Genomic DNA, 21,710 nt, shown 5'->3' on the forward strand with positions numbered 1-21,710 from the left:
GGGGAAAAGCGGCTAGGGATAGGCGATAAATCAGGAGAGTGATGTGCAGACGATCGGCGTGATTGGTGCAGGGCAGATGGGCGCAGGGATCGCGCAGGTATCGGCGCAGGCGGGGTACCGCGTGCTGCTGGCGGACGTGTCACTGGACGCTGCGAGTAAGGGTAAGGCGGGGATTGCCAAGGCGCTCGCGCGGCTGGTCGAGAAGGAGAAGATTGCGGGCGACGCTCGCGATGCAGCCCTTGCGCTGATCGAGCCGATCGCAAGCGTGGCAGACATGGGCGGCTGTGCGATCGTCGTCGAGGCGGCGACCGAGCGCGAGGGCGTTAAGCGCGCGATCTTCGCCGAGGTTGGCAAGGTACTGGGAACGGACGCAATTCTGGCGTCGAACACGTCGTCGATCCCGATCACGCGGCTGGCGCAGGCGGCCCCCGATCCGGCGCGGTTCATGGGCGTGCATTTCTTCAACCCAGTCCCTGTGATGCGGCCGATAGAGCTGATCCGGGGTCTCGCGACATCGGATGCCACGGTCGCGGCGGTCGAGGCGTTTGCGGAAAGGCTCGGCAAGCAGGTGGTGCATGCGAACGATGCGCCGGGATTCATCGTCAACCGCGTGCTGATGCCGATGATCAACGAGGCGTGCTTCGCCCTGGGCGAAGGCGTGGCGAGCGTGCGTGACATCGATCTGGCATGCCAGCTCGGGCTGAACCATCCGATGGGGCCGCTGACGCTGGCAGACTTTATCGGGCTCGACACATGCCTAGAGATCACGCGCGTACTGTTCGAGGGAACGGGCGATCCCAAGTTCCGGCCGGCGCCGGTACTGGTGAAGTATGTCGAGGCCGGGTGGTTCGGGCGGAAGACAAAACGCGGCTTCTACGATTATTCGGGCGCGGAACCTGTGCCGACCAGGTAATCCATCGCAAGCACCCTGTATCCGGCGGGTGAACCCCATCCGCCATACGATCCAAAGTCATGTCCCAGGCCGTGATGCAGCCTGGGACGTGCGGTCGACGATCAGGCCTTGATGCGACCCCATGGAGATGACGGCCCGGTCGACCGGATCGGCGGTGTGGACCAGCTACGGCGACTTTAGCCGATGATGATTGGCGGAGTGTGGCACCGCTGCTGACGTTGCACCCGCCTCCCCTCGGCTCCACTGCTACAAAATTGAGCAATGGCAACGAATTGTAGCAACGACACGATTAGGTCGCTTACGGTTCGGACGGACTGCCATCAAAAACAGTACGTCCGGAATAAAGTGCAGTCGTTGATACCTATCGCAACGAGGAAAATGCAAAGCGCCATACCACCTGTCGATTTTCAGAATATTGGTATTGTTTTGATATTGTGGACGTGACAGCATGTGCCTGTCCGAGGGTCCGGATGGTACTGCCGAACAGTGTCGACAAGGTCACGGGGCAAAAGATCCCGATGAACGAGCGGCATAACGTTCACCGACTGCTTCCGAACAGGGTCGGCAGCAGTCGATATCGTGCGGCATCATCCATTAGACCCGATCGGCGACACAGGGGGTGATTGAATGGTGTTGTTCAAGGGGTTGATGACCACGACATGTTGCGTGGCCGCGTTGGTTGCGTTGCCGGCCCAGGCCAAGGCCCAGTCGTCGGATACGGCGATGTCGAATACGGGCGTGAACGACGTCACGCAGGATGGCCAGACCGCGATTGGTGATCCCGTTGCCTCCGCCAAGCTGGCTGCAGACACGGCACGCACCGGTGAACGCGAAGGATCGGACATCGTCGTGACCGGCACGCGCATCACGCGCCCAAACAACCGGTCCGCCGCACCGATCGTCACGACGACCGCGGCGGAAATCGCGGCACAGGGCGCGACGACGATCGAGGAGGTGCTGAATCGCCTGCCGCAGGTCCAGGTGAACTCGGAACAGAATTTCAGCGATTCCGAAGGTCGTCAGCGGATCAAGCTGCGTAGCTTGGGCTATGAGCGGACACTGACGCTGATCGACGGCCTACGGGTCGGACTTGCCAACACGGTCGACGTCGGCATCATCCCCAACGCGCTTGTCGAGCGGATCGATGTGCTGACCGGTGGTGCCTCGTCGGTCTACGGCTCGGACGCGGTGTCGGGCGTCGTCAATTTCGTCCTGAAGAAGAACTTCGAGGGCATCCGGGTCGACGCGAACTACAGCTTCTTCAATCACGACAACGACAGCAATGCCGTCACAGACGCAGCGGGTCGCGCCGGGTTCAACGCCAAGCGCGGACTGACCAACGATGGCGGACGCTCCGACGTCAGCCTCGCGGCGGGCACCAACCTGTTCAACGACCGGGTGAACATCACCGGCTTCGTCAATTATCGCCAGTCCAATCCGGTCGAGCTGGTCGATCGGTCCTATTCGGTCTGTGAAGCAGTCCAGCCGACCAACACCTCGCCGCTGGGCTGTTCGCGCGCCAGCTTCACGCCGGCAGGCACGATCATCCCGCAGTCGGGGCCGCGCGCCGGGCAGATCCTGGTCAACAATCCCAATGGCAATGGTACCTTCATCCCGATCAACAGCGGACCACCGGGGACGTCGGCCAACCCTTATGACAACTGGGCGGTGCAGCGCGCGTTCAACCGCATCAACGTTGGCGGTTTCCTGACCGCGAAGATCAGCAACGACATCGAGCTTTACGGCAACGGGCTGTTCTACCGCGACAAATCCTACAACACACAGCTCAACCGCACCTTCAACTTCGCCGCGTACGGCACCGATCCGTTCCGGGTGAATTGCGACAACGCGTTCCTGTCAGGCTCGCAGGCACAGGATTTGTGCGGTGCCAATGCCGGCGTTGCCGGGCAATATGCGCCGATCGACGTACGCTATCGCTTCGACGGACTGCCGCTGGTCCAACAGCGCTTCACCAACGAAGGATACCGCATCGTCGCGGGGCTTCGCGGGCGCGGGTTCAACGACGTGTGGTCCTACGATGTTGCAGGCATGATCTCCCGCGCGCGCCTCGACACCATCGACGTGCCGTTCGCGCGCTACGACAGCATCAACCGCTCGCTCGACGTCGTCCGCGTCAATGGGACGCCGACCTGTCGCGCCGTCGTCAACGGCACCGATCCGTCCTGCGTGCCGTTCAACGCGTTCGCGCCGTTTAACCAAGACGCGGCGCTAAACCAGTATCTCTATGGCGGCGCGACCGGCGGGATCAGCACGCGCATCCCGCGGCTGTTGCAGTTCGTCGGCACCGTCAGCGGCGACCTAGGCAAATACGGCATCACCTCGCCGCTCGCAGAACAAGGCATCGCGATCGCGCTGGGCGCGGAATATCGCGAGGAAATGGAACGGACGATCGTCAACGAGATCTTCCAGCAGAACAATGGCGGCGAGAATCAGCGCTTCACGCAGAGCATCCTGGAGGCCAATGCCGAGATCCAGGCACCGCTGATCGAACACCGCCCGTTCGCGGAACTGTTGCAGGTCAATGCCGGCTACCGCGTTTCGAAATACAACCGGCTCGACGGCAAGTTCGATACCTGGAAGGTCGAGGGCCTGTGGGCGCCGATACCCGACATCACGCTGCGCGCATCCTACAACAAGTCGCAGGCCGCACCGGGCGTCAGCACCGCACAGGGTGCCGCCAACATCTTCTGGAACCAGGGATTCTATTCCGATCCTTGCGCGCCACGGATCGATCCGTCGAACCCCAATGGCGGGCGCCTGGCGCCGTCGGCGACGTTGCAGCAGTGCCGCAACACCGGCCTTCCCGACAATCTCTACGGCAGCGCCTCGCTGATCTGCCCCGACGATCGGTGTACCGTACGCGAAGGCGGGTTTAATCTAGCACCGGAAAGCGCTTATACCAAGACGTTCGGTGTGGTGCTGCGCCCGCGCTTCCTGCCCGGGCTGACGGTGTCGATCGACCGTTGGCTGATAGACCTGAAGGACCAGCTCGATTTCCTCCAGCCGCAGAACATCATCGGCGAGTGCCTAGCTACCGGGAACGAGTATTTCTGCCGCGGCATTGTCCGCAACCCCGGTACCGGCACGCTATCCAGCTCACCCGCGACCAGCCCGGCAACGGGTTGGGTGGCTCGCGGTTCGGCCAATGGTTACAAGTCGCAGTCGCATGGCTGGGATTTCCAGGGGCAGTATAACGTCGGCTTGGGCAGCATCGGTCGACTTGACATGAGCTTCAACGGGACACTGATGACGCGCGTCGGCTCGCAGTCGTCGCCGACCATCGAACCACGGAACTGCGTGGGGTATTTTGGCAACCTCTGCGGTGAGAGCATGCCGCGCTGGGCACACCAGTTCCGCACCACCTGGACCGCCCCCGACCGCTCGACCAGTCTGTCGGTCAACTGGCGTCACCGCGGGGCGATGCCACTCGACATCTATGCGCCCACGGACACCGGCATCCCCGCACAGGACGCAACCGTACGGCGCGATCAATATCCCGGCGTCGGCTCGTACAACTGGATTGACGTCGCGCTGAGCTTCGACATTAACAAGCAGATGACGTTCCGGCTGGCCGCGAACAACGTGTTCGACCGCGATCCGCCGCTGATCCCGGACAGCCGTTCGCGGATCGGGCTGCTCCGCGGCAATACCGTGATGGGGTATGATCTGCTCGGTCGGCAGCTTGTGGCAGGCGTCTCGCTGCGACTGTAGCGATATCGGATGCATGATGCCGGAGTCCCGATTGACGCCGATCGGGACCCCGGCGAAATCTGGTCAATCGCAGCAGATCAAAAGCAGGGTATTTCGTCGCGCATGCTGCCCTTTTGGGCCAACCCTATTCGCACTTCCTATGTTCCTCGGCATTCGGAACAAATGCGAAGACACGGCTCGCTCGAGACAACTCTACGCGAAATGGATGAACATGGATAGCAGGTTTGACGGGTCGCATCCTCCCTGTTGTTGGGGGATGACGGGCAGGGTGCGGTCATTCTCACCTAACGCAAACAAGAGGGCTACCCTCTGATCCAATCAGGCAGATATAGGTTGTCATTTAAATAACGGCCCGCCCCCGGCTAATTCCAAGGACGGGCCGGCCGGGATACATTTGGGGGTTACCCCGGCAGTGCTCCAATGCCGGACAAGTGTGACACCTAAGAGAATCGTTGAATCCTCGGCAAGCGCCAAGGTATACTCTTTGAGATATATCTCGCGGTGGCTCAAACGGCACCAAAAAGGATGATTGGCGTCATCCGTTCATCTTACGTTCTTCAAGGCGGTGTTTTAAGCCGAGCGCTCCATTGAGGACCATGACCAGCCCGCGTTACGCAGCGCGTCACCGATCCAGTCAGCGACCTCTCCCGCCTCACCGCTGGCATACCATTCGAGATAGCTTCCGTCCTCGCGCACCCACGTGACGACCTCGCCCGCGCTCCGATACGAGTAACATACCGTCTCGCCCTGCCCATTGCGCCATTCGATGCCGGCAAGCGCACACCAGAGATCGACGCCAAGGGCTCCGTCATCCCGGACCCGTTCACCGAACAGCCGGTCGAGCGCGGCCTCGAACTGCTTAGCGGGCCGGTGAACGCGGGTGCTGGCGACACCGGCGAAATCGCGCCTCGTGAAGAACATGGTGACTGGCTCCATCGCGCTACATCTCCATGCCAAAATCGCGATCTCGCGCCCGCCCCCCGGATCCCGGCTCGTCGATCCGAAGCTGACGCTCCGGTAGGGCGCGGTCAAGCGCGCGTTGCAGCGCCGGCTCGTGCAACATACGTTCCTCTAACCTTTCCTCCCGCCGCTCGACCATCGCTTCGCTGCGGTTGGTCGTCGCCGACATGCCATCGGCCGTGACCGCTTTCCAGTCGGCGATAAAGCGTTCGGCATAAGTGCCGCGATCGGTACGTATTTGTCCTTCGTCCAACCATGCCTGGGTCAGCCGGCTAGGATCGTTACGTACTGCACCCGGCGACCCGGATTCGCGGTCGAGCACGATCCGAAGATCTTCCGCGCCGTTCGTCCGCACCCGGTCAAGGGCCTCAGCGGCGGTGCCGAGCTCTCGTTGCTGTACCGTTGATATGGCGTCGCCATCGATCGTCTGCCGCTCGACGGCGAGGAACAGCCGCGCGTAGCGCTCGACCGCGGTATCGATCACCGGCGATGTCGCCGGCATCCGGATCGTCGCCCCCGGCCGTGCCTGTTCGATGGTCTCCAGCGCCGAGGTCTTGTCGCCGCTGTTGCGCACGACGCCGCGCTCGACCGAGCGGCCGTCGTCGACAATCAGCGTCACCTTGTCCGCAATGCGGGTCAGGCCGACAAGAAACGATCGCTCGCTGAGCAGGCGTCGCTCACTCGAGCGCAGCGCCAGCATGCCGTGGTCGGTCGTCACCCCTTGCGCGATATGGACGTTGATCGCGTACGCCAGATCGAGCCGCTCGGCCATGCGGTCACCGGCCTTCAGTTCCTGCACGGTACCATCAATGAGCGAGGAGATGACAAGCTTGCCGTCGCGCACCTCCTCGACACGGCCGATGTCAGCGTTGCTGATCTTGCGGTCGCCATCATTGTCGGTCCAGCGGATGCGGTCACCGGCGTGCAACTCGATCTGCTTGGGCTGATAGATCGAGACGGCGTCGTGCTTGAGATTCTTCGCTAACCGGTCCGGCTGCAGGTACTTCTCTTCACCCCCTCGCATCTCGAGACGGACCCTGCCGCCCTCGGTCGCCTTCACGACACCCCGATCACCGCGAACGAAGCCTTGTGAAGGCAGGTCGGTGCGGATTTCCACTACCCGGCCTGGCTGATACCCCTTCATGAGGCGCGCCCCCTCCCGGGTAGCATTGACCCGGTCGAGTACCTCAATCAGGCTGCCGACGCTCGCGATCTCTCCGGTCGCCTTCAATTCAGATTGCACCGCCAGGTTGGCCTCGCTGCGCATGGCCCGGCCAGCAGTGATGAGCAGCGTGCCGTCGCGCATCTCCGCCGGCAATGCCGCCCATCGCGCAGCGGCCACCCTCGCTACATCGCCTGCAGCCACTTCGCTCGTGTCGGGCTTCAGGAGGTCGAACACCGCGGACAGATCCTTGACGTCAAGCGCGGCAACGATCCCCTTCATCTGATCCGAGCGCGATCGCAAGTTCTCGGTAATGTACGCGGTCGCATGCCCCGCGCGCTGGCTGTCCTCGAACGGCTTGCCGGCAGCGATCGCGCCCAGCTGGCGGCTGTCGCCGATCTGCACGAGCCGGGCGACGCCGATCATGTCGGCAAGACGGATGATACGCTCCATATCCCAGGTGCCAACTTGGCTGGCCTCCTCTACCATGATGACCGCGCCTTTCAGTTCGGTGGTGACGCGGGCAAGCTGGGCAGCGCTCGCGGTGCCGTCGATCACGCGGGCATGACGCGCCAGAAACCGCGCGATCGTGCTCGTCTCCGCGCCCGTATCACGCCCGAGCGCGGTCGCTGTGCGACTGGCGATCGCGAGTCCGATGACATTGTGCCCTTGCGCCTTCGCGATTGCAGTGACCGGCGCCAGGGCTGCCGACTTGCCACGACCAGGGCCTCCCTGGATGTTCACCACCCGGTCGGACGACGACAGGATCAGTACGGCCGCAGATTGCTGGCCGGCATTGAGCGGGCGCAGGCCCAGGTCGCGCGCCGCCTCCTGCGCGGCGGACACGGCATCGCCCGCCGACACGATCGGCACCGCCTGCCCCCTGCCCGCCTCGATGCCGGCAATATAGGCCCGTTCGAGCCGCACTGCGCTCTCGGTGGTCACTATACGGTCACCGTCACCCAGCAACAGGCCCCTGCCCTCCAGGAACGCTATCCGGGCCTCGACGTCACCGACCATGACCGGCCCACCGCGTTCGAGAGCGGCACGGATCAGATCGAGCCGATCAAACGCGGCTTCGTTCTCCCCCAGATCACGGGCAGCCGAGGCGACCGCCTGCGCTGCGGCATAGCGAACCGGGTCCAGACGCCCGAGCCGTTCGGGCACAAGGGGATCGCCGTCACGTGGGGAGAGCCCCATACGCGCCGCAATGGCGAGCCCCCGCTCCCCTACTCCGCGTACGCCACGCACCGTCCGCGTCCACATCGTCTCCGCCCGTTCCGACCGGGCAAGCGCTTCCCCCACTACCCGGCTTGCATCGAAGCCATTCTCCGCCGCCAACGCCCGCCACCCTTCCGCGCGTATCGCCGGCGCCACTTGGGGTGTCTTGGCGTTCCGGGTCGCGAGCGTCGCCAGTTCGCGCTCACGCGCTGTTCCCTCGCGACCATGCGCTTCGAGATGGGCACCTATCTCATCGGAGCGGGTCGAGAACGCCTCGACCACGCCGCGTGGCACACCGGCGATGTCGAAGGCGCCGTCGATCGGGTTCTGCGCGGACACCGTCGCATAGCCCAGCACCTCGACGCGCGCGCGCAAGGTAGACGCGAAGACCGCGCCCATGACGTGCTGGCGGTCATACAACGCATCGGAATGCAGCGCCTTCCAACTGCCGTCCGCCATCCGGGTGGCGTTGGCGAGCACATTATGGACATGCAGCTGCGGCTCGCCGTTACGGTTCACGTCATGGAGGAACGTCGCGGCAAGCACGTTACCGGTCCGCACCGCGCGCTGCCCCTCGGCGGTCGACACCCTTGCCTCAATGATGTTGCGCTCGATCCACCCAAGCGTCGCCGTCGCCGCCTCGCGCACCGCTGCGATCAGCCGGGCGTCACCGCCGACCAGCGCCAGAATCGATACCGACTTGGGCACTGACATGGTCAGGTCCCACCCGGGGCGATGCTCGCCCCGCCGGGCGTCGATCACGCTGCCGTCTGGCAGGCGGCCTTCGAGTATGGTCGCAAAGCAGGCGGTGCCGACCGCACCTTCGAGTCCGAGCGTGGCCGCCCCCTCCCCCGCCCATGCGCTCGCCCCCTCGGCCTGATCAGCAGTGTAGTAGTTGTCCTGGGCATAATAGGTCGCGGCATTGCCGGCAGAGGAGACGGCGTTGACCGAGATCATGACCGCTTCACCTTTGCCGATGCCGCATCTGTCTTGGTGTGGGACGGCTTGCCCGATGCCGCTGCCGATGCGCCCGCAGGATCGATGCGATGGCTGGCCGGCACCTGACAGCTGTTGATCTCGAACCGGTAGCGGACCAACCGGCAGAACTCGGCGTCGCCCGCCGCCAGCTTGTGCGCCAGCGGAATACCGATGCCGGGAAACGTCATGCCGAACGCCGAAATAACGAACATGCCGATGGCCGCCATGAACAGGCTCCACTGGCAGACGAATAGCGTCGACCATACACCGCCGTCAGCGAGTATAATACCGAATGCCTTGCGCGGATCTTTTCTGATGACCCGGATCGCCAGGGTATTTCCCCGCACCGCCTCGACAAGCTCGGCCTGCTTTTTATCGATGGCGTCCAGACGCGGCTGGTCCGTGATCGCGGCTTTCATCGCCGCCATCTCTGTTTTGATCGGTTCCAGGCTGCGAGAGATGCGGTCGGGAAAGCCAGCAAGGAATTCGACCCGTGCGGAGTGCATGGCGAGCCGATCCTGCCGCTCCAGCGAAAGCAGTTCGGTCTCATGGGCCGCCCATGTCTTGGCGAAGCGCTCGACCTCCATCACCGCCGTGTCTAATCTCGCTGCCAAGGCGACGAGATCACCAGGTCCAGGCGTCCCACGGCTGAACGTCGCACGTCCCTCCGATCTGGCATCGATGCCTTCGACGACGATGTCGCGGACCAGCACACCGCGCTCAAGACCGGTCTCGTTTGCCCATTCCAGTAGCCGGGCATGCTCCCCGGGTGTCAATCGTATGTTGACCTGGATTTTCGCTGACATGCCCCGTTTTTCCCATCACGTTTCGGACCGTCGCTTCCATGAGCGCGACCAGATACACTGGCATTCAATCAACTTCTGTTAGGTGAAGTCAAGTTCATGTTCGTGATTTTAACTTGAGCCAGGACTCGACCCTCGGCGCGCGTATCAAGGCGATCCGGCAGGCTGCGGGTTTGGGTCAGGATGCCCTGGCGCGGGCGTTGGGCTTCTCCACCCGATCATTGATCAGTTGGGAGAAGAACGCGGTGGAGCCCCCGCTCGGCGTCATGCGCCAGCTTTGCCGCGATCATGAGGTCGATGCCGGCTGGCTCGTCTTCGGGACCGATACCGCGCCGACCCGCTATCATGGCCCTGCAGACTGGGGGCGGTACGACCGCTTGGTGGAGCTGATCGATGCGTTGTGCGACGACGTCGGCTTTGATCCCGAACCCGGTAGCGGCGAGAAACTGGCTCGCTCGCTATACGACGAAGGCGACGACGCCGACGCCGATACACGTCGACGGCTGCGCCATACCATACTCATGCTTTCGAAAGGGAAGTGACATGAAACCACGCAGCGACAGGATCATCGCCGAATGGGCGGCCGACAACCAGCGGACGTGGGTCAGGCGGCGCGACTGGCATGGCGGGTACCGGCTTGCAGCGCTTTGCGTCATGCTGCTCTTTGGAGGGCTTGCCGCCCTTCTCCTTTTGGGCTCCTCCCTGCTCGCGACGATATGCTGGATTGGGTCTGCGGCAAGCGGCGTGACTATGCTGCGCCGCTCACGCGATCGCCGTTTTTTCATCTCTCGAATTGGTGATTTTCAAGGTCGCCGTTGACCCGTCCTGGCCACGGGGTGGGACCAAGGATCATGCCGCTTTGCGAGGGCCTATGTATATCCCGCCGGACTTCGAAAGCATCGATCTTTTCGATAAGCGTGATGAGCTTCGCGCAACCGTAATTGCGCGGATCGAAGTCCGACGTCAGCGCGATCAGACGCTGGCCGACCGAGCCCAAGAAATACCAGCCCGCCTGATCATCGCGTTGTCCCAGCGCGGTCTCAATCAGGGTCGCGGCAGCGGCTGCCGGCAAGCCTGTCGCCTTTATAACATCGCCCACGATCTGGCTCGCTGGGACGACCGGTGCGACCTGTCCGGTGACGTCAGGTTTTGGTTTAAATGAAGCGTATGCATGCCTGTCAGTAGCTGGCCGGCGTCTGTTCTCGCCGTAGCCGAAAACATCGATGCCCTACTCCCGGATGGACACTGCCAGCCGGGTGAAATCGCCATCCGACGACACGAGACAGAAGCCGTCGAACCGGCCCGAATGCAGGATGGACATGGCGTCAATGACGAGCGCGATATCTGAAGGATTCTAGTCGACGGTGTTCGCAAAATTCTGATGCGGCAGACTCGAAGAGAGCGGCGCGATCTCGGCCCAGCCTTTCAGTCTCGTGCCGGTGAAATCGCCGTAGATCTATCGCACGCTCGCCTCGCCGATTTTCGCGAACAGTCCCACCGCGATTCCAAGCGATGCATTATCGGCGTCGATCAGCACGGCGAGCTTGCGCGAGGCGGTCGGATCGTCAGTCATGGCGTATCAATCCGGCAATCGTCCTGCTTGTCATCACGGCATCGGCCGGCGGTTCCACGAGCGATCTGCAGAATGTTAAATCGGCGCGGGCCTACTGACGCAGCGCATTTCCAGCTGATCCATGCTGCCGGAATATCGCTCGAATGGCTTTGCGACAGGCCGAAATCTGCGACCTGTGCATGACACCCGGCAGGGCATGCGTAGCGGCGTAGCGTGCCTGTAGCACGTTCCCTGTCAGCTTTCGTCTGCCCTGCAGCAACACTACTACGCTGCTACACCATTGTTCACGAACGACTTTTCGCTCGTTGCATATCCGCTATGCATAGCGTGGTGTGTGCCCCTCCCCTTTACCGATCGTGATAGTGTCGGTAGTCTGATTTTGATGACTTCGGCATCGTTCACGGCATTCCGCGGGGCCTTCGGCCGGTGTGACAGCCGGCCAGCAGATTCACTATTGGGTCAGACGCCCCGTTCATACCCCGGAAACGGCCGCCTGTGCCGCCAACAATGCCGCGAACACTACATCGCCCAGCGTTTCCGGCGACATAACTTTGCGATCGTCTTGGGCACGCTTGGTCAGGCGGATCAGATGCGAGTCCAGGCTGTCAATGGCGTCCAAAAGAGCCCCCCTTCGTCGGGCAGCGGGACGGTAACGGACGTGCCGTTCGCGCTGGTTGCGGCGTAGGGCGGGCGTAGCCCGGCGTGAGCGCAACCAGCGCGAAGCGCCCTGGCCCAAGAGCTAGCTGCGGTGTTTGAAGCGCCAGCTTTCGTTGCCAGTTTCGACGATGTCGCAGTAGTGCGTAATGCGGTCGAGCAGCGCGGTGGTCATCTTGGGGTCGCCGAAGACAGTGGGCCACTCGCCGAAGGCAAGGTTCGTCGTGACGATAACCGAGGTTCGCTCGTGGAGCTTGCTGAGGTAGAAAAGCAGCTGGCGCAGCGCCAGGTCCTCGGGTGTGGCGATGGCCAACGGTCGTGGCGGCTCGCGCCGACGGGCGAGAATGTTGAGAATGACGTCGTTGCTGGTGATAACGGCCAGCAATGCTTCACGGACGGCCGCCTCGACGAGATCGAGCCCATCATTGAGCACCGCTGCAAGCACTCGCACGAACGCCGGTCGGCATCATCGCCAGCGCCGAGCTTGCGCCGCAGTCATGAAGATTCGCCGGTCGCGTAATTATCGACCGAGCACCCATCCCTGCAATCGTAATCTGGAAGTTGTCTGCGACTTTGCGCACGAGTTTCATTGCTGGCAACATACGCGCGACCTCGACAGGCGGAGCCTGCTACATCCATCCGCGGCTGTCGAAAATGGCACCCAGTAAGGCGCTCCAGATTGCGGCGGATAGTTGAGCGGATAGCAGTTCGCTTTTGTAGCCGCTCCTACTCACTGTAGAGATGCACCTGTGATGACATCGACCGCGGCCGCAACAAGGCCAGCCCTCAACTGCAATCGATTCCCAAGCGCGTAGGTCATCTAATAAATGATATAAACGCTAAAAAACACCAAAATGGTAGAGCGAAAGCTAGGCTTATCGCGATTCCTCGAACAGGTTTTGCCTCCTGATGTACTTTTTCTACCCAAAATCTTTTCATGCAGCGTACATATCGAAGGATATTGGTCCAAGCAAGCCCCTATGGTCAAGGTTGTATAATTACTATTTTACGACTTACCGGCTCAAACTGGATCGAGTAAATACTTTTGGCAGTGCATGATCAACTACCATTACACTTACGCATTTGATCAAAATCTGAATCAATGGGCCCCCATGGCAGGAGACCGTGGATGAAAGGTGCATCGACTGAGGCGATGAGCGACGCAAGACAGGCTGGATGCACGCAGAAGCGGTAGGCGATCCAGGGCCGTAGCGACCGCATGCATTTCTTAGCCGTGATTGGTGGAACGATGACGCGCTGCGCGATATCGTACGCGACTATTTGGTTGAGACCCTAGGTGTTTGATCCCACGGTTTGATGGCGCGATCCTTTCGTTGGAACGGAAGGAAGCAGTATGGGACAGGTACGTCACCGGAGCGCCACGACCAGGCGGCCGCGCAGCGTGCCGGTCCAGCCGTCTCAGCCGTTCGGTGGCCAAGTGCGGCAGGAACAGCGATACAACCCGTCACATCGCAGCCCTTCAAAATTATCAAAAATGCTTCGCCGCAACGCTGCCATGCGACCGCGACCTGCCGACGCCGGCCACACCCAGGCGTTCGGACGACGCACAAGCGTTCGGACGACGCACAGGCGATCCGCCAACGTGTCCAGGCCGCAGACAGTTTTGCAAGCAGATCTTGCTTGCGATTACGTCTGCGGCGCAGGATGAGAACGGGAATGTCGGCGTCGGCCGCCACGAGTTGCAAGCGCCGGGTCGCGACCATCGACATCCGGCTTACCTCGGCGTTCACAGCCGAAGGCGTTCCATCGCCCACCGCATCCTCGACGACAGCAAGAAGCGCCGCGTCGTCGCGTTGGCTGCGCATGGATCAGGTTGGCAGGCGACAGACCGGCCTGCTCCAGCCAGGTGCGTAGAGATAGTTGCGACAGCTCACCTATAGTACTGGTCCGCCGGTATGGGCTGCCTCCCGCGCGGCGATGCCTGCCAGGAGCAGCGTTGCCGCAGCATCGTCGACCACCGAACAGCTTTGTGCGGCGACATCGTGCCGCGCGCCTGCGACGGCCCCTGCTGGCGAGGCAATCGTCGAGCGCAGGAATACCGAACGGCATGATGCTGTGATCCACCACCGGTGTGGCAAGCGTCCGCAGGTGGGCGATGGTGGTCGGCAGGCACTCAAGGGCGGTGACTATGATGTCTAGACTCGGCCTATTCTCCACTGTTCCGTTACCGATTGGCGTTGGTCAACCGGGTTTGTATCTCGCAGTACGGACTCTTTGCACTTGACCAGGGCTAAGGGCGGTACAGAACGGTTACGCAACGAAACGTAAACAGAGTGGAACGATTTCGCTTTCGTTATGGCCGCGACTGACTCATAGAATCGTCATGCCGATCCGCCCTGAAAACCGCTGGCTCTACCCGATCGACTGGCGGCAACTGTCGCAAACGGTCCGGTTCGATCGCGCTCGTGCCAAGTGCGAGGGATGCAGCAGGCCGCACCTGCGCCGTGTGGTCCATCTCGGCGATGGGCGCTGGTGGGATGCCGAGGGCCGATGCTGGCGGTCGGACCGGGGCAAGCGTATTTCGATGAAGGCAGGGTTCGTGTTGGCGTCGGTCCGGGTGACCTATGTCGTCCTGGCCTGCGCGCATCTCGATCACGATCCCGGCAACAGCGCGCCTTCGAACCTCAAGGCGCTGTGTCAGCGCTGTCACATGATCCACGATGCGGCCGAGCATCGCTGGCAGCGCTGGTGGAATGTTTTTCGGCTCCGCGCGATCCGCGATCTTTACGAAGATCCCCGCGTCACGCGCGAGCGCATCGCTGGCCGCTAGAGGTCGATGTTTCGGGTGCGCATGGCCTCGGCTGCCAGGTCCGCGATCGGCCCCCGCCCTGCGGTCGTAACAGGCCCGGCATACACCCGGATATGAACCGCCTAAAGCGATAAGCAACGGGATGAGTGGTTTGCCCTATCTCCCGCCTTATCGGCGTCGGCTGGCCACCGGCTGCCCGTCTAAATCGGAAGCTGCCGGCGTCGAGTGCAATCGGTTCGATGGGGGGGCGCTAAATTGCTCCATCGGACTCATACCGTTTCAGTACCCCTCGCATCGTTGAAGAATAGGGGCGTCACTCAAAAGATATAGGTTTTCCTCGTCCTGCGCCCGAAGAAACGACAAATATTCTATTACATGCGCCATTTACACGCCGTCCATTCCGCTGCTAGCCTACGTTAACTATAAAATAGGAGGATAGGATGAGGAGGAAGGTCGTGCTCGGCTTGGCGTTTGCCGTAGCAGCATTCGCGGGTCCCGTTGTCGCGCAAACAGCTACACCACGGTTCACAACGTTGACAGTATTTGGCGATAGCCTTGTGGATGCAGGGAATATTCGTACCCTTGGGCTTGGGGCCAATCCCGCACAAGGATATTTTAACGGTAGGTTCACGAATGGGTATGACTACACCGATCTGCTAAGCATCAGTCTTTATGGAACGCCAACGGTATCCTCACTTCTTGGCGGAACCAACTTCGCGTTCGGCGGCGCGCGTGCAACGACAACCTCCGCTGTGCCGGACCTGGTGGAGCAGTTAGGACTATACAATAACTACCTAGCTGGTGGTAAAATGGTCGACTCAAGTGGCCTTTATGTTTTAAACTTTGGCGGAAACGACGTTTTTGCTGCTCAAGCCGCCGGTGCGCCCACCGGGTTTGCAAGCGATAGTGCTTTTCTTCAAGTAGCAGCTTCAACCTACGCCGGAGGCATTCAAGCCCTTAGCAATCTTGGCGCGCGGAACTTCCTGATTACCGGATTTCCTGTAGCCACTGGCGCTGGACTAGCATTCTCCGTTGAGGCTGATGAATACCTTACGACTGCGCTCGGCAACCTAAATCTTGCCAGCGATACGACGTTGTATCGATTTAACTACCTAGATTTCTTTGACCGGGTTGCATCTAATCCAAGCGCGTTAGGACTGCCTACTTCCCTTATTCAACCAGACCCGACCCTCCCAGGCGGCGCAACCTGCCAAGGCGCGAACGCCTACCCCGCATGTACAGGTTATTTTTCGTTTGACGGGATTCACCCGACAGCAGCTATCCAGCAAGCCGCGTTCAACGATATGAACAGGCAGTTTAATCTGACTGGCGCGGTACCCGAGCCAGCTTCATGGGCAATGATGATCTGCGGCTTTGGAATGGTTGGTGGCGCTATGCGTCGTCGCAAGTCGAAGGTCACGACGAAGGTAGCGTTCGTATAATCGCCTAACCGCTCGCGCCCCAAGCATCGGGTGCAGAAAGCCGTCACTCGGAAGGGTGGCGGCTTTTCTGTATGGTCAGCTTAGGAACGGATCGTTAAGGATACTATGTCATCGTAAAAACATGATAACGCTACGACGGGCATTCGAAATCGCAGAAGGCACCACTGTAAGCACGCTATATGATATTCGCGTTCAGCTTAAGCGCGAAGGGTACAATTATGGCTTTGGAAGCTTCGACTCGGCGCAGGTTCGTAATAAGTTGCAGTCTTTGATATCTTGCAAAGAGAATAGGACGATTTATTAGGCAACCGGAGTATAGCTACTCTACTCGTGTGTCGAATGTTTGCGAGTCGCTGATGAAGGTAACCTCATCGTCGTCAATGTCCGGCAATCCGAAACTATAGTTTTGCGGCGACGCGCCTCCAATCCTCGATGGCAACTATATCCCCAAAAGTGTCGTCCAGTTGATTGATGATATGATCTTCACTTCCATCACCATATTCGCCGAGGATCAGGCCGGCTTTCATCCAGACATCCCGGTTCGGCAGCGGTTTGCTCTCAGCCAATGATTACCACCTTCAGTTCTTCGCTACTTCCGTCCTTGAAGTGCACCAATACGCGATCAGGCAGCACGTCGACATGCATCTTAAGGATGCGGCCTCGCTGGCTACGCACCTGGACGATCACGTCAGCGCCGAGCCCGTGTTCGAGTACGGCAACGTCCTTCGTCTGAATCGCGGCGATCATGTAGACGAGCTTGCGGATGGTCATATGTTGAGATTGCGCCGCTCGATTTCGGCAAGCAGGTCATCGACGAGACGGTTGCTAGGCGCGCCATCGGTCCTTTGATGCTCTTCGAGCAAGCTCTGGTCGTCGCGAAACTCGATCACGTCGAGCCGGAGTCTTCATTCGCGGAACGTATGCGCAATGCCCCCCGTCCGTACAAGCTATTGATATCGTTTACGCGGGAACCGCAGAGTGATCGGGCAATCGGCGTTGATATCAAACGACTTTACAGCTCCACGGCTAAAGCGTTGTTTCATGTCAGTTCGAGCGCCGTTCAAGCTTTGCAATTTCGCGATCGGCCATTTCTATGGTCTCGCGAATGAAAGATCGATCGTCGTCCTTCTCGGCAATTTTTAATGCCTGAAGTGATCGTTCTCGGCAGCGGAGAAGATAGTCGAAGCGCGGTCGATCGGAGGCAGGCAATCGCTCCCGTCGTTCCGCCGCGGCAGCGTGCGCCGGCGTTGGATATCGTGCATCGAATTCGGAGATATCCATAAACCGACAATATCTCCTAAACGGCTTTGAGCTTCATCGTGATACAGTCAACGGCGCGCGTCTAAGCTCCTGTACGGCGCTGGCTTTGTATCGCCCTAGTATCGCAAACCGCTCATATCGATAGTTGAATATGCGGAAATGGGCTGCCGTTTCGCTCGTAAGCGGGCAGAAACTGCAGCATCGGGAGCAATCGCACTGCGGAGCGTACGGGTACGCTTCGTAACGAAACGGTTTTCTAGGCCACGTGGACAAAGGTTGACGCGCGTCGGATCGGTTGATTCAAGGCTGTCTTTTGGAGGCGGCGTTGGACGAGCGGATTGGGGTTTCGGATGATGAGTGGGCTCTGATCAGGCCCCTGCTGCCGTCGGAGCGAGGACGTAGCTGCCGACCCGCGGGAGACAACCGGCCCTATTTCGAAGGCATGGCGCGGACAGGCGCGCAATGGCGGCATTTGCCGGATGAATATGGCAAGTGGAACAGTGTGTTCCGGCGGTATCGTCGCTGGGTCGTGATGGGCGTGTTCGAAGCCATGCTGGAGACCCTGGCCGCTGTCGTCGAGCGGGATGTCTGTGGATCGGCTTCGAATCGGGACCCCACTAGGTTCTCGCCAACGTATCGAAAATGGGTCGAAGCGTTACAAAGCCAGGGACTCCGAACGGCGGCTTCTAGGGGCCGTTTATGACCTGTATTTCTGAGGGCATTTAGTTAGTTGACTTACAAAAAAGGGGATCCCCGTTTCTGCGCCGATCCACAGTTTGCCATTTGTGTTTAGGGCGCTGACGCTTCGCCGCTGGTGATGCTTGTTGTGGCGGGTACCAGCGCCGTCCCGCTTCGGGATCGGCCCGAACTGTTCCCCTTGTCGCCCCGGCTACCATCGGCAACACCGTACAAAGAGCTTCGCCAATCTAAGACCGCGAACGCTCGGTATCCCGCCCGCGGAATCTGCGGTGTCACACGGAGCGGGCGGGATGCTTTACGAGATTTTAACCGCACCGTCGTATCCAAAGAGCAAGGCCTTCGCTTCCAGTGTCGAGTACCCTCAGCGCCCCGCTCAGTTCAAGCACACGGACATGCGGGGCGCTTTCATCGACCAGAGTCTGTCGTCCATGTCGTGGAAAGAAGCCGCCGGTACTGATCGAGACTGGGCTCGCGAACGGCGGGCTGTCGCACCACGCGGTGACGTTCGGTTGATGGCCAGCGTGATCAACGCCAAACGGATCACGCAACCGATCGAGCAAGTCCCGGTTGGCCGCCCTTGGCACCATAAGCCGAGGGCCGCTGCGGCCTAAATTCGGCGTTTTGCCATTCGACGTTCAGGGCATAACCGTTAACAGGTGTGGTCTCGATATAACCGAAGGTACATCAGTTCGTCGCGTCTGTGGTTCGGCCTGCCGAGGGCCAGAAGGTACTTAACTTTTCATTAACCATTTTCCTGTGGTTGTCGGGCTCGTCGTTTCCCCGCGACGCAATGGAGACGGACGTGCCGACTGACGCAAATCTCGAAATGGAATGTGATCGGGTACGGCGTATCATCGGAGGATTGAACGATGAGCTTTCTCGCCAACTACTTGGCGCATACGCTGCCGACTTGAGGGAAGCGCAGCAGACGAAAGGGCTCGTTGATCGGGAATTGGATCTTCTTCGTTCCGTTGGCCGTTCGCCTGCTCGGCGAACGCCTTAACGCATTGTTTACCGTTTCCGGCCAGGACAGAGCCGGGGGACACGGCATGCGTTACAGAATATATGAACTGGGTAGTTGCGGTGAGATCGTTAGTGGGGTGGACCTGTCCGCAACGCACGACGAGCAATCGATTAATGAAGCTGCCGAGCATTCAAACCGATACGGACTTGAGATATGGCAGGGTAATCGCAAGGTCGCGTTTATAAGTCCGCCCATGAATCGTTCAGGAGGCTGCTTGGGAACCTCCACGACCTACACCCTGACATCGTCCGTCGGTCGAATGTCTCGCGCTCATTCATGAAGGCGACAGCTTAAGGACCGTAGTGCCGCCTGACGTCAGCTAGCGGTCTACGTGCGGCCGATGCGGTAAAGGAACCTCCGGACACCTTCCGGTTCTCTCTAGAAACGCCGCCTGCTCATCCAAAATACCGGCGCAGTATGCAGCCCAATCGCGATTTGTCGGGCTTTGTGCATGAGACGCCGCCACGCGAAACTCTTCGGCCCTCCCCCGGAAACCTTGATCGATCATCTGAACGACTTCGCAAGACTGCGTTACCTAGGTGTTTGATCCCACGGTTTGATGGTGCGATGCTTTCGTTGGACTGGAAGGAAGCCGTATGGGACAGGTACGTCACGGGAGCGCCACGACCACGCACGCCGTCAGAGCAGCAATACAGCGATCGCAAGCTTCGCTCTCGGCGCTGAGCCGAGAGCTTGGGATCAACCCGAAGACGGTAGCGAAGTGGCGTAAGCGGGCGACGGTCGAGGATCAAAAGACCGGGCCGAAGGCCCCTCACTCCACGACCTTGACCCAAGCCGAGGAGGCAGCTGTCGTCGCATTCCGGCGTCACACACTCCTGCCGCTCGACGATTGTCTCTATGCGTTGCAGCCGTCGATCCCGCATCTGACACGGTCAGCGCTGCACCGCTGCCTGCAGCGGCACGGCATATCCCGTCTGCCGGATATCAAGGGCGACAAGCCAAAGCGACAGCGCTTCAAGCGCTACCCGATAGGCTTCTTTCACTTGGATATCGCCGAGGTTCAGACAGCCGAAGGCAAACTTTACCTGTTCGTCGGCATCGACCGCACGAGTAAGTTCGCGGTCACCCAGCTCGTCGTCAAGGCTGACAGGCGAACGGCGTGGGAGTTCCTTGAGCACCTGCTGAAAGCGGTGCCGTACCGGATCCACACGATCCTGACCGACAATCCTGTCCTGAGCAAAGTCGAAGGGGGCATCCAGTTCGCCGACCAGCCGCGCAACCGTAACACCGCCTGGTCACGGCAGATGCGCTTCGACATGATCTGCGAAGCGAACGACATCGAGCACCGCCTCACCAAGCCGAACCACCCTTGGACCAATGGTCAGGTCGAGCGAATGAACCGCACCATCAAGGAGGCGACCGTCAAACGCTTCCACTACGAGAGCCATGACCAGCTACGGACGCACCTCGCTGACTTCATGGCTGCCTATAACTTTGCCCGCCGGCTCAAGACGCTCAGCGGACTCACACCCTACGAATACATCGCCAAAATCTGGACGTCAGAGCCGGATAGGTTCATCGTCAATCCGATCCACCAGATGCCGGGACTAAACACCTAAAGGCTATTGAGACAAACTCACATGACCACGATCATTGGCTACGCCCGCGTTAGCAGCGACGATCAGGATTGCTCGGTACAAGAGGATGCCCTTCGTGCTGCCGGTTGCACGATCATCCGATCAGAGAAGAAGAGTGGGACGACCACGGACGGTCGGCACGAGCTTGATACCCTGCTGTCCTTCATCCGTAAGGGCGATACGCTGATGGTCACGCGCATTGATCGTCTTACCCGTTCGGTAGCTGACTTGGAGAAGATCGTAGCAGCCTTGAAGGCTAAGGGGGCGTTCCTCCGCGCTACCGAACAGCCAATCGATACCTCCACGCCCGCAGGGCTGGCTTTCCTTCAAATGCTTGGCGTCTTTGCACAGTTTGAAACCGCGATCCGTAAAGAGCGCCAGATGGAAGGTATCGCAAAGGCGAAGGCTAACGGCGTCTACAAGGGTCGTAAGCCTTCTGTGGACGTTGCAGCTGTACTCTTGCTCCGCAATGAAGGTGTTGGCCCCAGCGATATCGCGAAACGGTTGGGGATAGGCCGTGCAAGCGTTTATCGTGCGCTAATTGCATGACCGCTGAATATCGCACTAAACCTCGCGCCCGTTTACAATGGCAATCTGGTCTGATTCTCTAACGCCATATTAGCGCTATTCCCCTTGCCCTCCCCTTATGCCGTAATGAACGCGGATTGTAATGCAGTTGACTGCTCCGGCAGAGGGCCGCAGCGAAATCTATTAAGAAAAGATGAACAAGGATCATACGTCTGTCACATTTGGATGCCAAGAGGTTGGGATCAAGATAGGAGGGATATGTGATGAAGAGTTGGTCTCGCTCGGTCGTATTAGCGGCTAGCATGATGATGACGTTCATGGGCGGTGGTGCACGCGCGGCAACTTTGGAAGTTACGTCCGGTATGCAGCGTTCTTTTGTACTCTCGGCGTTCG

19 protein-coding genes and 3 pseudogenes are annotated in these 21,710 nt (G+C 60.2%); 10 read left to right on the forward strand and 12 right to left on the reverse strand.

Annotated features, from left to right (window positions below; all coding sequences use genetic code 11):
* Positions 1-43 precede the first annotated feature (43 nt).
* Both AC1MH0_RS23360 and AC1MH0_RS23365 read left to right on the forward strand, forming a co-directional pair.
* Positions 44-913, forward strand: coding sequence for a 3-hydroxyacyl-CoA dehydrogenase NAD-binding domain-containing protein (locus AC1MH0_RS23360; RefSeq protein WP_480966442.1), 870 nt, complete (start codon positions 44-46; stop codon positions 911-913).
* A gap of 627 nt (positions 914-1,540) precedes the next feature.
* A complete protein-coding gene (locus AC1MH0_RS23365; protein WP_480966443.1) occupies positions 1,541-4,645 on the forward strand; it encodes a TonB-dependent receptor domain-containing protein in 3,105 nt (1,034 codons plus the stop codon).
* 570 nt (positions 4,646-5,215) lie between these two features.
* Here AC1MH0_RS23365 and AC1MH0_RS23370 read toward each other — a convergent pair.
* From AC1MH0_RS23370 to AC1MH0_RS23380, 3 genes are read right to left on the reverse strand one after another with little or no spacing between them, the layout of a single operon-like run.
* Complete coding sequence (locus AC1MH0_RS23370) at positions 5,216-5,566, reverse strand: hypothetical protein (protein WP_480966444.1); 351 nt, start codon at positions 5,564-5,566, stop codon at positions 5,216-5,218.
* 19 nt (positions 5,567-5,585) lie between these two features.
* Positions 5,586-8,945 (reverse strand): MobF family relaxase, encoded by a 3,360-nt coding sequence (mobF, locus tag AC1MH0_RS23375; RefSeq protein WP_480966445.1) that lies wholly within the window; start codon positions 8,943-8,945, stop codon positions 5,586-5,588.
* The gene (locus tag AC1MH0_RS23380) at positions 8,942-9,772 is read right to left on the reverse strand and encodes a hypothetical protein (RefSeq protein WP_480966446.1); all 831 of its coding nucleotides are present in this window, start codon (positions 9,770-9,772) and stop codon (positions 8,942-8,944) included. The genes mobF and AC1MH0_RS23380 overlap by 4 nt, the downstream gene beginning before the upstream one ends.
* Before the next feature lie 113 nt (positions 9,773-9,885).
* On the opposite strand from AC1MH0_RS23380, the gene AC1MH0_RS23385 reads away from it, so the two are divergent.
* Complete coding sequence (locus AC1MH0_RS23385; protein WP_480966447.1) at positions 9,886-10,311, forward strand: helix-turn-helix domain-containing protein; 426 nt, start codon at positions 9,886-9,888, stop codon at positions 10,309-10,311.
* A gap of 239 nt (positions 10,312-10,550) precedes the next feature.
* Here AC1MH0_RS23385 and AC1MH0_RS23390 read toward each other — a convergent pair whose 3' ends face one another.
* The 5 genes and pseudogenes from AC1MH0_RS23390 to AC1MH0_RS23410 form a co-directional block, all read right to left on the reverse strand.
* A complete protein-coding gene (locus AC1MH0_RS23390; protein ID WP_480966448.1) occupies positions 10,551-10,841 on the reverse strand; it encodes an OST-HTH/LOTUS domain-containing protein in 291 nt (96 codons plus the stop codon).
* A 156-nt stretch (positions 10,842-10,997) separates the two neighbouring features.
* Positions 10,998-11,111: an NYN domain-containing protein gene (locus AC1MH0_RS23395; RefSeq protein ID WP_480966468.1), complete on the reverse strand. Its 114-nt coding sequence runs from the start codon at positions 11,109-11,111 to the stop codon at positions 10,998-11,000.
* Positions 11,112-11,814: 703 nt separating this feature from the next.
* A complete protein-coding gene (locus AC1MH0_RS23400) occupies positions 11,815-11,961 on the reverse strand; it encodes a hypothetical protein (protein WP_480966449.1) in 147 nt (48 codons plus the stop codon).
* 120 nt (positions 11,962-12,081) lie between these two features.
* Positions 12,082-12,273 (reverse strand): annotated as a pseudogene (locus AC1MH0_RS23405) (ATP-binding protein); the annotation flags it as partial.
* A gap of 45 nt (positions 12,274-12,318) precedes the next feature.
* Positions 12,319-12,491 (reverse strand): annotated as a pseudogene (locus tag AC1MH0_RS23410) (IS21 family transposase); the annotation flags it as partial.
* Between the two features lie 654 nt (positions 12,492-13,145).
* On the opposite strand from AC1MH0_RS23410, the pseudogene AC1MH0_RS23415 reads away from it, so the two are divergent.
* From AC1MH0_RS23415 to AC1MH0_RS23430, 4 genes and pseudogenes are all read left to right on the forward strand, one after another.
* Positions 13,146-13,292 (forward strand): annotated as a pseudogene (locus AC1MH0_RS23415) (IS701 family transposase); the annotation flags it as partial.
* 642 nt (positions 13,293-13,934) lie between these two features.
* Positions 13,935-14,156, forward strand: coding sequence for a hypothetical protein (locus tag AC1MH0_RS23420; protein ID WP_480966450.1), 222 nt, complete (start codon positions 13,935-13,937; stop codon positions 14,154-14,156).
* Positions 14,157-14,340: 184 nt separating this feature from the next.
* Positions 14,341-14,787 (forward strand): hypothetical protein, encoded by a 447-nt coding sequence (locus tag AC1MH0_RS23425; protein ID WP_480966451.1) that lies wholly within the window; start codon positions 14,341-14,343, stop codon positions 14,785-14,787.
* 419 nt (positions 14,788-15,206) lie between these two features.
* Positions 15,207-16,208: an SGNH/GDSL hydrolase family protein gene (locus tag AC1MH0_RS23430; protein WP_480966452.1), complete on the forward strand. Its 1,002-nt coding sequence runs from the start codon at positions 15,207-15,209 to the stop codon at positions 16,206-16,208.
* 398 nt (positions 16,209-16,606) lie between these two features.
* Here the strand turns inward: AC1MH0_RS23430 and AC1MH0_RS23435 are convergent, their stop codons facing one another.
* The 4 genes from AC1MH0_RS23435 to AC1MH0_RS23450 all read right to left on the reverse strand — a co-directional run bounded on the left by AC1MH0_RS23435 (position 16,607) and on the right by AC1MH0_RS23450 (position 17,489).
* Positions 16,607-16,774, reverse strand: coding sequence for a hypothetical protein (locus tag AC1MH0_RS23435; protein WP_480966453.1), 168 nt, complete (start codon positions 16,772-16,774; stop codon positions 16,607-16,609).
* The gene (locus AC1MH0_RS23440) at positions 16,767-16,979 is read right to left on the reverse strand and encodes a hypothetical protein (RefSeq protein WP_480966454.1); all 213 of its coding nucleotides are present in this window, start codon (positions 16,977-16,979) and stop codon (positions 16,767-16,769) included. The genes AC1MH0_RS23435 and AC1MH0_RS23440 overlap by 8 nt, the downstream gene beginning before the upstream one ends.
* Positions 16,976-17,098: a hypothetical protein gene (locus AC1MH0_RS23445; protein ID WP_480966455.1), complete on the reverse strand. Its 123-nt coding sequence runs from the start codon at positions 17,096-17,098 to the stop codon at positions 16,976-16,978. The genes AC1MH0_RS23440 and AC1MH0_RS23445 overlap by 4 nt, the downstream gene beginning before the upstream one ends.
* 154 nt (positions 17,099-17,252) lie before the next feature.
* Positions 17,253-17,489, reverse strand: coding sequence for a hypothetical protein (locus AC1MH0_RS23450; protein WP_480966456.1), 237 nt, complete (start codon positions 17,487-17,489; stop codon positions 17,253-17,255).
* A 304-nt stretch (positions 17,490-17,793) separates the two neighbouring features.
* Between AC1MH0_RS23450 and AC1MH0_RS23455 the strand changes: the two genes are divergently transcribed.
* The 3 genes from AC1MH0_RS23455 to AC1MH0_RS23465 all read left to right on the forward strand — a co-directional run bounded on the left by AC1MH0_RS23455 (position 17,794) and on the right by AC1MH0_RS23465 (position 21,338).
* Positions 17,794-18,171 carry a transposase gene (locus tag AC1MH0_RS23455; RefSeq protein ID WP_480966457.1) on the forward strand — a complete coding sequence of 126 codons (378 nt, stop codon included), beginning with the start codon at positions 17,794-17,796 and terminating at the stop codon, positions 18,169-18,171.
* Between the two features lie 1,616 nt (positions 18,172-19,787).
* On the forward strand, positions 19,788-20,771 hold the full coding sequence (locus tag AC1MH0_RS23460) for an IS481 family transposase (protein ID WP_480966458.1): 984 nt from the start codon (positions 19,788-19,790) through the stop codon (positions 20,769-20,771).
* A 21-nt stretch (positions 20,772-20,792) separates the two neighbouring features.
* On the forward strand, positions 20,793-21,338 hold the full coding sequence (locus tag AC1MH0_RS23465; protein ID WP_480966459.1) for a recombinase family protein: 546 nt from the start codon (positions 20,793-20,795) through the stop codon (positions 21,336-21,338).
* Positions 21,339-21,710: the final 372 nt, after the last annotated feature.

The sequence above is a fragment of the Sphingomonas sp. AP28 genome, from assembly GCF_056680455.1.